15 protein-coding genes are annotated in these 12,457 nt (G+C 39.8%); 11 read left to right on the top strand and 4 right to left on the bottom strand.

From position 1 onward, the window contains the following. Positions 1-2 precede the first annotated feature (2 nt). The gene (locus HC246_RS08555; protein ID WP_169363015.1) at positions 3-299 is read right to left on the bottom strand and encodes a BolA family protein; all 297 of its coding nucleotides are present in this window, start codon (positions 297-299) and stop codon (positions 3-5) included. Between the two features lie 260 nt (positions 300-559). Here HC246_RS08555 and HC246_RS08550 point away from each other — a divergent pair, with 260 nt between their 5' ends. Beyond that, a complete protein-coding gene (locus tag HC246_RS08550; RefSeq protein WP_169363014.1) occupies positions 560-3,037 on the top strand; it encodes a dynamin family protein in 2,478 nt (825 codons plus the stop codon). Between the two features lie 50 nt (positions 3,038-3,087). Here HC246_RS08550 and HC246_RS08545 read toward each other — a convergent pair whose 3' ends face one another. Beyond that, positions 3,088-3,678 carry a Uma2 family endonuclease gene (locus HC246_RS08545; RefSeq protein ID WP_169363013.1) on the bottom strand — a complete coding sequence of 197 codons (591 nt, stop codon included), beginning with the start codon at positions 3,676-3,678 and terminating at the stop codon, positions 3,088-3,090. Positions 3,679-3,841: 163 nt separating this feature from the next. Here HC246_RS08545 and HC246_RS08540 point away from each other — a divergent pair, with 163 nt between their 5' ends. The 6 genes from HC246_RS08540 to HC246_RS08515 all read left to right on the top strand — a co-directional run bounded on the left by HC246_RS08540 (position 3,842) and on the right by HC246_RS08515 (position 6,225). Then, on the top strand, positions 3,842-4,129 hold the full coding sequence (locus tag HC246_RS08540) for a type II toxin-antitoxin system TacA family antitoxin (RefSeq protein WP_169363012.1): 288 nt from the start codon (positions 3,842-3,844) through the stop codon (positions 4,127-4,129). After that, positions 4,129-4,635 carry a GNAT family N-acetyltransferase gene (locus HC246_RS08535; RefSeq protein ID WP_169363011.1) on the top strand — a complete coding sequence of 169 codons (507 nt, stop codon included), beginning with the start codon at positions 4,129-4,131 and terminating at the stop codon, positions 4,633-4,635. The genes HC246_RS08540 and HC246_RS08535 overlap by 1 nt, the downstream gene beginning before the upstream one ends. Before the next feature lie 97 nt (positions 4,636-4,732). After that, on the top strand, positions 4,733-5,068 hold the full coding sequence (locus HC246_RS08530) for a KGK domain-containing protein (RefSeq protein WP_169363010.1): 336 nt from the start codon (positions 4,733-4,735) through the stop codon (positions 5,066-5,068). A gap of 171 nt (positions 5,069-5,239) precedes the next feature. After that, complete coding sequence (locus HC246_RS08525) at positions 5,240-5,464, top strand: KGK domain-containing protein (protein WP_169363009.1); 225 nt, start codon at positions 5,240-5,242, stop codon at positions 5,462-5,464. A 33-nt stretch (positions 5,465-5,497) separates the two neighbouring features. Next, positions 5,498-5,965, top strand: a complete 468-nt coding sequence (locus HC246_RS08520; protein ID WP_169363008.1) for a DUF29 domain-containing protein — start codon at positions 5,498-5,500, stop codon at positions 5,963-5,965. Between the two features lie 8 nt (positions 5,966-5,973). After that, on the top strand, positions 5,974-6,225 hold the full coding sequence (locus HC246_RS08515) for an HNH endonuclease (protein WP_169363007.1): 252 nt from the start codon (positions 5,974-5,976) through the stop codon (positions 6,223-6,225). A gap of 12 nt (positions 6,226-6,237) precedes the next feature. Here the strand turns inward: HC246_RS08515 and HC246_RS08510 are convergent, their stop codons facing one another. Together HC246_RS08510 and HC246_RS08505 are read right to left on the bottom strand one after the other, a co-directional pair. Continuing rightward, positions 6,238-6,948: a ribonuclease H-like domain-containing protein gene (locus HC246_RS08510; RefSeq protein WP_169363006.1), complete on the bottom strand. Its 711-nt coding sequence runs from the start codon at positions 6,946-6,948 to the stop codon at positions 6,238-6,240. Positions 6,949-7,187: 239 nt separating this feature from the next. Further along, a complete protein-coding gene (locus tag HC246_RS08505) occupies positions 7,188-7,880 on the bottom strand; it encodes an NUDIX hydrolase (RefSeq protein ID WP_169363005.1) in 693 nt (230 codons plus the stop codon). A gap of 109 nt (positions 7,881-7,989) precedes the next feature. Here HC246_RS08505 and HC246_RS08500 point away from each other — a divergent pair, with 109 nt between their 5' ends. From HC246_RS08500 to HC246_RS08485, 4 genes are all read left to right on the top strand, one after another. Then, positions 7,990-8,871 carry a protein phosphatase 2C domain-containing protein gene (locus tag HC246_RS08500; protein ID WP_169363004.1) on the top strand — a complete coding sequence of 294 codons (882 nt, stop codon included), beginning with the start codon at positions 7,990-7,992 and terminating at the stop codon, positions 8,869-8,871. 149 nt (positions 8,872-9,020) lie between these two features. Continuing rightward, positions 9,021-9,794 (top strand): ADP-ribosylglycohydrolase family protein, encoded by a 774-nt coding sequence (locus HC246_RS08495; protein ID WP_169363003.1) that lies wholly within the window; start codon positions 9,021-9,023, stop codon positions 9,792-9,794. After that, positions 9,788-10,576, top strand: coding sequence for an ADP-ribosylglycohydrolase family protein (locus HC246_RS08490; protein ID WP_169363002.1), 789 nt, complete (start codon positions 9,788-9,790; stop codon positions 10,574-10,576). Before HC246_RS08495 ends, HC246_RS08490 begins: the two co-directional genes overlap by 7 nt. A gap of 10 nt (positions 10,577-10,586) precedes the next feature. Further along, positions 10,587-12,440, top strand: a complete 1,854-nt coding sequence (locus HC246_RS08485; protein WP_169363001.1) for a hypothetical protein — start codon at positions 10,587-10,589, stop codon at positions 12,438-12,440. The last annotated feature ends 17 nt before the right edge of the window (positions 12,441-12,457 follow it).

The raw sequence follows: 12,457 nt of genomic DNA, 5'->3' as shown, positions 1-12,457 counted from the left end.
ATTTAGGTATTTGTATTAAGTTGTTGCCATTGTTCGGGAGTGTAGGTTTTTAAGGCTAGTGCATGAATTGTCGTTTGCATTTGATCGGCGAGCGCTGCATAGACCATACGATGTTGCTGCATCATCGTTTTACCTGCAAAACTTTCTGAAACAATGATCGCGTCATAATGACCACTGCCAACTGGGGAATTCATTCTTCCCTGATGATGTTTATGCAAATCGCTACGATCTTCGATTTCAACAAAAGTAGCGCCGATTTTTTCTGCCAAGGTATTTTTGATGGTGGTGATGGTATCCATTGCTTTTTAGTGATTGGTTATTGCTTTAGTTTAATAGTTTAATATTTATTTTTTAGAAGTACAGCCTGTTGAATCTTGAAGTAGGGCATAGAAATTTTTAAAAGCATGGCGAAGCCATGCTTTTAAAAATTTCTATGGGTTCTAAACTAATCAAAGATTGAGAATTGCTCGACAATACTGGATTTTATGAGATTAAGGGATGATATATTTGTGGTGGGGCTTCGGGATTTCTTCTCTTAATAAACGAAGTAGTGGTATTTATGACTTTGATTGATAGTTTTCCACAATGTCAAGATTTACAATCACAGGTTGAATCAATCTTGCAACTTTTGCAACAGGAGCCAACCTTACGATCGCAACAGGACGGCAGCATTGTGCAGTCATCTCTAAGGAAAGCGATCGCGCCGACCTTTGAGATTGTATTTGCGGGGGCATTTAGTGCGGGTAAATCGATGTTGATTAACGCACTCTTAGAGCGGGAATTACTTTATAGTGCTGAGGGACATGCGACGGGGACAGAATGTAAAATCGCCCATGCCAAAGCTGGTGAAGAACGGGTGGTTTTAACTTTTTTAAGTGAAGTGGAAGTACGCGAACAAATTAAAACCCTGTCGCAGTTAATTGGACAGAATGCACCAGCAAATATTAATCAACTGGAATCACTCAAACAGTTACAGACCTTGACCTTATCTGTAATTGAACAGGAAGGGGGCAAGAGCAAGTCGAAACGGGCTAAAGATGCTGATGCCTTGAATCTATTGATCGAGGGGTTTATCAATAATCGCGATCGCATTAGTTCGATCGCTAATGCGACATATTCCATGGAACAGTTTGGCTTTGAGAATCTCAAAAAAGCTGCTGACTATGCTAGAAGAGGCGCTAATAGTGCAGTTTTAAAGCGTGTGGAATATTATTGCAATCATCCACTTTTGCAAGATGGTAATGTGATCATTGACACTCCCGGGATTGATGCGCCCGTTAAAAAAGATGCAGCCTTGACCTTTGAGAAGATTGAAAATCCTGATACTTCCGCAGTGGTCTTTGTGCTGAAAACCGCAGCAACTGGAGAACTTACTTCCGAAGAAACGGAACTCAGCGAAAAGATCCAAGGTAATGCAGGTATTCGCGATCGCGTATTTTATGTCTTCAATCGTATTGATGAAACTTGGACTAACGATCAACTGCGCGATCGCCTGAATTACACAATTTCCAGTCAATTTCGCAATAGCTCAAAAATCTATAAAACTAGCGGTTTACTTGGTTTCTATGGCAGTCAAATTCGACATACTAGTACTGGCGATCGCTTCGGTTTAGATTCTATTTTTGCCGAAAGTGTGAAGTCAGTGGGTGGTGATGAAGGCACACCGCAGTTTGTGAATGAGTTCAATAGCTATTGCTTGGTTTCAGGTAAGTTGGATATTGACAAGTTCCCAATTCCTTACAATGTCCTACAAACCAGTATCAAGAATGAGAAATATATCCGCTTGTTAGGGGAATTAGGAACAGGGCTAATCGAGCAACTGATTAAGGATAGTGGAATTGAGGAATTTCGCAATGCGATTACTCACTATTTGACCAATGAGAAGCGTCCCCTATTATTTGCCGATCTTGCCGATGACTTACAGCCCATTTGTATTGACCTGCGCCAGTTTTATCTAGAAGCATGGCACAAGTTAGAGAGCCAGCCTCGCGATATTGAAGCAATTAAATTGCAGGAGTTGCAAAAGCTGGGTCACGACCTCAAGCAAATTGGCGATCGCCTGCGTGAACATATTGCTCAAGAGTTAAATGATGCGGTGGCAAGCAATAAAAATCAAGGTTTGGAGGCAGACTATCGCAGACTCAAAGAGAATATGGTGCGGCGTTTGGATGAGTTGATTGGTTATTTCTCCGTTGCTGAGGTACATCAACGCGCCCAAGCTAGTCACCGCCGTAATTCCGTTGTGCCTGTGATGGGGATTTTGGCAGAGGGTTTCTACTACTTAGCCAATGAGCTAGAAGATGTGTTGGTGGAGAATTCACAAAGGATTGTGGAAAACTTCTTCCAAAACTTGATTGAGTCAATTAAGAAAACGGAATATTATCGAGAACTCTATCGCCTATTGGGCAATGATGGGGGCATCGAATCTCGTCTCGAAAAGCTCGCTATCACGGCATCTGATGCTTTGGTCAATGAGGCGCGGACAGAATGCGATCGCTATGTGCGCGAACGTCCAGAGTTTTATGCAGAAGGGACTAACTCCATCTATCAGTTGCGCCAAACCTTGCAACAAGCCTGTCGTGGCTATGACTATCAAAGCATGATCGAAGCGGAGCCAGCAATTCGGCAGTTGTTAAAGCTTGATTTTGAACTGAAGGTTAAAGATACGATTATTCGCACTTTCCGCCAGTCAATTAATCAAACTTTGAGTACGCATTTGCTAGCAAGTGCTGACAAACAATCAGATGCCATTTTGCAACAATATGATCATGCGCGTGATTATTTGGCACAAACTTTGGAGAGAGAAGCCCAAGTTAAACTTGATAAAAATCGCAGTTTACAAGTTGCTGTAGAGAAAAATATTGCTATTTACAATGAAGCAGTTTCTGGCATCAATCAATGTTTAGAAGCACTAGATTTATCCCGTAAAAATCTGCCAATCATCAGTGAGTCTGATTTATTAATTCCCACAGTTATTTCTGATGTAATTGATGCCGAGTCTTTTGTTATTGATGAAGCTAGCGACTCAGAAGTATAAATGATTTGTTTGCATACAGATCTCAGTACTGTATGCAAACAAACATTTTGCTATCCCAAACACAACAAATTAAATACGTCATCCACTGTTACCTGCCAATTTAAAATATCCAAAACTGGCAAAATATCCTTTCCACTCATCTTTTCGGGAAAGCGATCGCCTTGATAAACCATAATAAAATCTTGGGCTGGAGAAATCAGCCAACTAATCTCAGAACCATTGGTAATAGCAGAACTGATTTTGTTCATTACCCGCAAAGGCGACTGATCTGGTGAAAGAATCTCAATAATCCAATCAGGAGCTACGTTAGCAACTCGTTTGTTTTCTAAAAAAGGGATATTCGCCCAACGCATCACCGCAATATCAGGCACAATCGATATATCGCCAAAATTACAGCGCAACTCAGGAAAAGCAAAAGCAAATTTTTGAGGTTTACCAATCAAATTAATCGCAGTCGCAATTTCTATCTGAAAGGTGCTGTGCTGAAACTGTGGCATAGGTTTCTGATAAATTTGACCGTCAATATATTCACTTGCAGGCTTAGTTTCTGGCAAAGTCAAAAACTCTTCGATTGATAAGTGATTTGTGCTTAACGATCTAGTTGGTTCTAAATTTTGATGTTGCTCTGATGCGATCGCCATTACCTAAACCTCTATAAGAGATAGAAAGTTCATACCCAAAAACTATTCTAGATTAGATGGAGTTTTGTTTGACATACGGCATTATGCCGTATATATTTATAGTGCTTGTAGATTAAAACGCTCTAAAAGTAGCCCAATTTATTGAGGCAGAATAAGAGTAAATATGATTAATTTAAACTCCCCGAAAGCGATCTCCAGACTTGAAGCTCGGATCAGTCCAGAAACTAAATTGTTACTGCAAAAAGCTGCTGATCTGGAAGGACGCACTCTAACTGATTTTGTTGTTGCAAGTGTTCAAGCAGAGGCTTATCGAGTCATTGAGAAACATCAAAAGCTCAAACTGAATCTTGAAGATAGTCAAGCTTTTGTTGATGCTTTACTCAATCCGACAGTACCAAATGATGCTCTCAAAAAGGCAGCTTTAATCCATGAGCAATTAATTTCAAGTTAATGGTTCTCAGAATAGAAGTTTTTGATAGTCGTAGGCATTGTCGGACAAATTTTTATTGTGGACAAGAGAGCCTAGATAACTATATTCGTAAGCAAGCATCTCAGGACATTAAGCGAAAGGTATCGACTGTATTTGCGTTGATTGATGATGTTGATCCTAAATTAAATATTTTGGGTTACTACACACTTTCTTCTTATACTGTCGAGATTGAAAATTTAGATCAATCTTTTGCAAAAAGTTTGCCAAGATATCCACAATTACCTGCAACTTTATTAGGTCGTCTTGCTATTGATAGCCAGCACAAAGGTAAAGGGTTTGGAGCAGCTATTTTGTTTGATACTCTTAAAAAAGCGATCGCAGCTTCTAAACAAGTGGCATCTTTAGCTGTTGTTGCTGAAGCTTTGGATAAAAATGCAGCAAGGTTTTATCTAAAATATGGCTTTAAACAATTTACACAAAATCCTATGAAACTATATATTTCAATAAAATCAATAGACAGTATCTAGAGCATTAATATTTAAAGTAAAACAGCATAAGTGTTGAATGCTTGCAAAATACAGTTTTAAAATTATAGAATTAACTTGATTAATTAATTAGAAGAATATGATAGACAATATTGAAATTTTACACTCAGAAGATGTTGTAGAACTTAGAGATTCTAGCAACCAACCTATTAATGATTTGCTCAATGTCATAGAAATTGCATATTTATTTAAAGTAGAAGATTTTATCGAGTCTTTGGTTGAGCCATTAAATATTGATGAAGAAGCTAAAATTGCTTTGAGGGAAGGAATTGCTTGTCGTGTAATGACAACCCGCCAAAAAGGTTGGATTAAAGGCAAAGTAAAGCTGGGATTACATTTCATTCCTGAAATTGATGATTTGCCAACCGCAGAATCTAAAAACCCATTAGATGAGATTCGTAATACCTCTATTTAGGATTCACATGAGGTTATCATCAAACAGGATGAGTTAGTTATGAATGAAAAAGTAGAAATTTTAAACTCAGATGATGTTGTTTGTTTGACTGAAGATGATGGATATGGTAGCCCTGTCTATAATATTGAGTAGAGATTTAATATTGCTAGATTATTTGAATTTGGCGAATTTGTGGATGGCATATCTAGAGTTATAGGACTTTCTTCTGAAGCAATAGGACTTTTAAAAGAAGGTATTTCATGCCGTGTGATGACAACTCAACAAACAGGTTGGAGATTTGGGAAAATTAGGCTAAAAATAGAATTGCAATTTATTCCTGATGAATCATCTACAGAAGAAACTGTTGAAAATTTTGACAGTCCATTAGATGAAATTCGTAAGACTGCGGAATTATAATATTTTTAATCAAGATTGATTGAGCGCAAAAAAATGGATCTATTAACTCCAACTAAAAAACGAGATTTGTATAATAGTGATTTTTTGGCTTGGACAGAAGAAACCGTAGAACTTTTGCGATCGCAGCAATGGCAAGACCTAGACCTAGAAAACTTAATAGAGGAAATAATAGACTTGGGCAAAAGTCAACAACACGCCTTACAAAGCTCACTGAGATTGATATTAATGCACTTACTCAAATGGAAATATCAAAGCGATCGCCAAAGCCATAGCTGGAAAATCACCATCAATCGCGAACGATTGAATATAGATGAATATTTAGAAGAAAGCCCCAGTTTGAGACGATTTCTTAGCGATCGCGAATGGATAGACAAAACCTATCAACGCGCTCGGCGTGAGGCAATGGTGGAGACAAACTTAGCATTGGCAACTTTTCCAGTCGCTTGTCCTTTTAGTATTCTCGAAATACTAGATTTAGACTTTTATCCTCAACCTGACTAGCTCAATCTATGGCAGACAAAACACCACGCATTAGCTTCCCTCCCGAAGTTAGAAAATATGTCTTCGATCGCAACAACTACCAATGCCAAAGCTGTCATAAAACCGACCTTACGGCGAAGACACTCCAAGTCGATCACATCATTCCCTTAGCCCAAGGTGGAACTAATGACTTCAGTAACCTCCAAACCCTCTGTGCTAAATGTAACCGTAAGAAGAGCGCTAAAATTGATCCCCGTTTTCGTAGACTCTATAGTGACTAGTACGCACCACAATTAAGAAGGTCTTTGTAAAGCGGCTCTGCGAACTGAGTTAATGCGTTGCTCTGAGCGAGCATCGATTTTGAGATTGATGGTTTGATGCTTATTGCGATCGACTAAAGGAAATTGAGTTTGCCAATTACTAATAATGTGAAAATAATTTTCGGCATCCTCTAGACAGTATTCATAGATTTCATTAAGAATTGTTTCGTAGCCTTTCTCTTTTCTTAATACTTTTATCCCATTCCGAAAAACATAATATCCTTTAATTCTTTTATAAATCGGAATTCCTAAATAAGCAAAGAGATTATTTAATCCTTGATTAAGATCGGTACGCTGACTTGTTCTTTGTAAATCAAGGATTCTAATACTATCAATTTTAGGAATAAAGTCTAGAGCCTCAATCCTTTTACGCAGACAAAACATATCACTGGTTGATAGCCCATAACCAATGAAATACTTTCCCTGTAAGCTATGTAGGTCATTTAAAATATCTTGGATTATCTTTTTCTCTTGAGTACTTGATTCAATAAATTGAATTTTAATGTACTGCTCATTACTATCTTCTAAAATGCGAGTAAGTGTATATCCAAATATCTTTTGTACTAGTCCATCCTTCTGAAAATCGCGACACCATTCTAAGTCTAGAAATACAAGATCATAGATTGAGCCATCGTAGAAATTGTTTATATATTGACTTGGAAGCTTAAATTCCCTTTTATACATAGAGTTTGGCTCAGAGGTGGGCTAGGAGAATAGCTAGCAGGCAGATCAATACCATTTATATATCCTAATACCAAAATACAAAATGGCTACGCTATTTTATGTTTTTCAAATCCTTACTGGGTGTGATTTTTAATTCATAAAAGGGTTTTCATACTTTTGTAAATTGGTATAGCGCTTTCCAAGCAAGCAAGGTACAGAGGTTTATTTCCACCAAAGCTAGGTAAATAAACCCATAGTTTTTAAATCTCAAAATTAAAGCCTTTCTGCTTGAGTTGTAGATATTTAGTCTCATCAAATTGATATAACTTCGCGGCTCGATGGGATACACCCTGTTCTAGCTCCCCAGTATCGAGGAGTAAGTCCATACTGAGTAGTTTTTTGCGAAAGTTACGTTTATCAAGATCGCGAGCTAGGACTGTTTCATAAAGTTTTTGTAACTGCGTTAAGGTGAATTTTTTGGGTAATAATTCAAATCCAATTGGCTCATAACGAATTTTGCTACGGAGTCTAGCGATCGCCTTTTGTAAAATCTGCTCATGGTCGAAAGCTAAGGATGGTATTGCATGAAGTGAAAACCAATCAGCTTCTCGCGCATCGGTAGAGGCTTGGATTTGTTGTTCTATGAGATTAATAAGAGCGTAATAGGCAACCGTAACTGTGCGATCGCGGGGATCACGCTCTAGGTCGCCAAAGGTATATAGCTGCTCTAAATAAACATCATGAATCCCTGTTTCTTCTTGCAGTTCGCGCAAAGCTGCTTGCTCTAAGGTTTCATCCATGCGGACAAATCCCCCCGGGATCGCCCATTGTCCTTGAAATGGCGGGATATCACGCTGAATTAACATAACTTTGAGTTCTAGCTTAGCATCAAGTCCAAAGATGATGCAGTCAACGGTGAGGGCAGGTCGGGGGTATTCGTAGGTATGTGGCATAGGTTTCGGATAGGCAAAGTTTCTGCTACGCAGAAACTTTGCAAGTGATAGTTGACATAGTGTAAAAATAACACTATAGTAGTTTGTGTAGTTTATACACTATATCGCGATGCAAGAACAAGTAGGTATTCTCGATGAGCGATCGCCACAAGTTTCTGAGTTAGAGCTTTCTAATCTGGAACCTGATAACTTAGCGATTCAGTTTCAATTTGCTGCTGGATCGGTGATTGGACGTAATCATGTTCTTGTTGGCAAAAATAATCAGGATGCCTATCGAGTTATGCTGCGAGAGCAGTTTATTGTTGCGATAGTCTGTGATGGCTGTAGCGCAGGCAGGCATAGTGAAGTTGGTGCAAAAATTGGGGTAAGGATGATCGCCGAGGAGATTGCCACTCTTCTTGATGGAGGACTAGCAATCTCTGAACCTGAGTTTTGGCATCGATTAAAACATAATCTATTACAAAAGTTAAAAGATTTCGTAGCGCTCGCTAGTGGTGGTGCAGAGCTATCTAAATCAGTAACAATGGAATTTGTGAATGATTATTTGTTATTTACAATTGTGGTTGCCATAGTCACACCTAGAGAAACTGTCACATTCTCCATAGGTGATGGTGCGATCGCAGTTAATGGCAAATTTACAGAAATTCCACCCTATGCTGATAATGCGCCCCCCTATCTTGCCTATGGTTTATACAATCCTGAAGCAATTAATTTTGAGATTCGCGATCGCCTTCCCACATCAGAATTAGAATCACTTCTAATTGCCACCGATGGAATAATTGATTTAGCTGTAGTTGAACCTATCGAGCAATTTTGGCAAGAATCCCGTTATTTCAAAAATCCTGATGCCATCCGACGTAAGCTCGCAATGCTCAATCGTGAAGAAGTCAAACCTGATTGGCATAAACAAGAGTTAACTAAGCGATCGGGCGTTTTGTCAGATGATACGAGTTTGGTAGTGATTAGAAGGATTTTAGCTGTTAGCTGTTAGCGATTAGCTGTTAGCTGTTAGCTGTTAGCGATTAGCTGTTAGCTGTTAGCTTACACAGAAAAAATCTCAATCACCAATCACCTATTCCCAATCACCCAAAAAGCCAAAAGCCAAAAGCTAATAGCTAATTACCCCAAAAAGAAAAAACTATGTTAGGCGCAATTGTTGGAGATATCGTAGGTTCCGTTTATGAATTTGATAACCATCGTTCAAAAAAGTTCCCTCTTTTTGATAAAAAATGCAAATTTACTGATGACACAGTGCTAACTATAGCTGTTGCAGATTGCCTGATGAATAATGGCAACTATGCAGAATATATAAAAAGCTATGCTCGCCAATATCCTTGGGCTGGCTATGGTGGAATGTTTACCCGATGGATTCGCTCCGATGATATGGAACCATACAATAGCTGGGGAAATGGCTCTGCAATGCGGGTTAGTGCTGTAGGTTTTGCCTTTGATGACTTGCAAACAGTGGTGTCAGAATCGAAATGCTCAGCCGAAGTTACCCACAATCATCCTGAAGGAATTAAGGGAGCGCAAGCAACGGCTGTTGCTATTTATATGGCACGAAAAGGTCAAAGCAAAGAGCAGATTAAAGCGGCGATCGCAAAATCCTTTAACTATGACTTAGATAGAACTTTAGACGAAATTCGTCCTACTTATCAATTTAATGAATCCTGTCAAGAAACCGTTCCCGAAGCCATCATTGCCTTCTTAGAATCAACGGATTTTGAAGATGCTATTCGCAATGCTATTTCCCTTGGTGGTGATAGCGATACACTTGCCTGTATTACAGGTGGTATTGCTGAAGCCTTTTATGGTGGTGTTCCTCAAGATATTGCTAAAAAGGCATTGAGCTATTTACCCAAAGAACTGCGTGAAGTAGTTAAAGAATTTAGAAAGAGGTATGACCTATGTTAGGTGCGATCGCTGGTGACATTATCGGCTCGATTTACGAAGTAGTGCCGATGAAGCGTAAAGACTTCAAGCTGTTCTCCTTTGGTAGTCATTTTAGTGATGACACGGTTCTCACCTATGCGGTTGCAAAATCCATTCTGACGGGAACTAGCTATGTGAGTAACTTCAAGAAATGCTTTTGGCGCTATCCCCTAGCAGGTTTTGGACAGAGGTTTACTTGCTGGGCAATGAGCAATCGGAAAGAAGGCTACAACAGTTGGGGTAACGGTGCAGCAATGCGAGTGAGTCCGATCGCATGGGCGTATGACAATCTTGAAGATGTTCTCAAAGAAGTAGAACGTTGCACCGCCGCAACTCACAATCATCCTGAAGGCATCAAAGGCGGACAGGCAACTGCGGCGGCGATTTTCTTGGCGCGTCTAGGTAAGACTAAGCAAGAGATTCAAGCTTATATTGAGCAAACTTTCAATTACAATCTGCATCGCACCATCGACGAAATTCGCCCCACATATAAGTTTGAGGTGTCCTGTCAAAAAAGCGTCCCTGAAGCAATCATCGCTTTTTTAGAATCAACGGATTTTGAAGATGCTATTCGCAATGCTGTATCTCTCGGTGGTGATAGCGACACGATCGCCGCAATTACAGGAAGTATTGCTGAAGCCTTTTATGGTGGTGTGCCTCATGAGATCGCCGTCCAAGCATGGAAAAAACTAGATCGGCAGATACGGAACACAGTGCTGGAATTTAATGGAACTTACAATTTGCCTTGTTATTTAAAATATTAGGCGCAAAATCATGGATATCTATCTCAATCAAAAGCGAATTAAAGTTAATCCTAAAAATGCGATCGGCAAGGGTGGCGAAGCAGATATCTATGACCTCAAAAATGGCAAGGTTCTCAAACTCTTTAAAACTGCCGATCACCCTGATTATCAGTTATCACCTCAAGAACAATTAGCGGCTCAAGCAAGATTATCGATCCATCAGCAAAAGCTCCCTGCTTTTCCACAAAATCTACCTGTGAGGGTGATTAAACCTGAAGCTTTAGCCACAGATAAACAGGGAATGATCTTGGGCTATGCGATGCCCTTCTTGCAGAATACAGTGCCGCTTTTGAAATATAGCGATCGCACCTATCGCCAAACTAACGGCATCTCGCAGCAATTTGTAACTAACCTATTTAGCGACTTACACGAAACAGTTCTCAAAATCCATCAAGCAAATGTGACCATTGGCGATTTTAATGATTTGAATTTGTTGGTTCACCAAAATCAAGTCAATATTATTGATGCAGATTCTTTTCAGTTTGGACAGTTTCCCTGTCAGGTTTTTACGGCACGATTTGTCGATCCGATGCTATGCGATCGCAACGCTAATCAGCCAATTCTCATCAGTCCCCATAATCCTGAATCCGATTGGTACGCCTTCACGGTGATGTTGATGCAGAGCCTCCTCTATGTCGATCCCTATGGCGGCGTATATAAGCCAAAATCCCAGTCAGACATGATTCCCCACAGTGCGAGACCACTGCACCGAATTACCGTTTTTCATCGTGATGTTCGCTATCCCAAACCCGCAATTACACAAAGGGTTCTCTCTGACGATTTGCTAGATCATTTCTATAAATGTTTTGAACAGGATTGGCGAGGTGTTTTCCCTCAAGCCCTGCTTACCTCAATGCATTGGCAAAAGTGCCAACAATGCGGAATTGAGCATTTAACAAATACTTGCCCAGTTTGCAAACCTTTGATTTTGAGTATTCCTTCTATCTCTGGAAGAATTTCCTATGGTGGTATGTGTAAGGTTGTCCAGATATTTCAAACGGAAGGCGTAATTCTTAAAGTTGCGTTGCAAAATAAGTTGCTTCAATATCTTTACCATGAAAACCTTGATTTCAAGAGAGAAGACAACAATGTATTACTATCAGGAGAACTCGATGCGAATATTCAATTCGCCATCTTGGGCAAGTCCACAATCCTTGCTAAGCAAGGCACAGCGCTTACTCTTACTCAAGGACAAGCACAAGCGATCGCCGCCGATCTGATTCGTACCAATTCCTTCTCTCGCTATTGGATTGATCGAGGTCAATTACTCCGCGATGGTAAGCTAGGGAATGAATATATTGGCGATATTCTCGAAGGACAAACGCAATTCTGGGTTGGTGAAACCTTCGGCTTTGGCTTCTATCGCGCAGGTGCGATCAGTGTCGCTTTTACCTTTGGGGCTAAGAGAGCAGGAATAGGCGATCGCGTAAAGATTCCACCAATTCAAGGAGAATTAATCGATGCAAATTGTCTGTTTAGCAACGACATCTGCTGGTTCTTCACCATCACCCAAGAGCAAGGCAACATCATCCATCGTGTTTCCGTATTGCGTCCCACAGGTGAGTTCGTTACCACAATTGCCGCACCTAGAGGTGATCTCGCATGGTTGACGAATATTCATGGATGCAGTGCGATCGCTAGTTGGCTATTCGTTCCCACTGATGAAGGTATCGTTAGACTTGAGGTCAATCAGGGGAAAATTATGATTACTAAAACTTTTCTCGAAACTGAACCCTATGTCGATAGTGGATGTTCTCTCATCGTTGGTTCACAGGGAATTTATGTAATTCATGCACAGAAGATTTTGCAGTTACAGTTAGCTTAAATATAAGGAGACTTAAA

Origin of the sequence: Pseudanabaena yagii GIHE-NHR1, assembly GCF_012863495.1 — a bacterium.
Classification (GTDB): domain Bacteria; phylum Cyanobacteriota; class Cyanobacteriia; order Pseudanabaenales; family Pseudanabaenaceae; genus Pseudanabaena; species Pseudanabaena yagii.
Note: the sequence above shows the minus strand (reverse complement) of the source record. Positions and strands in the feature narration are given on the sequence as shown.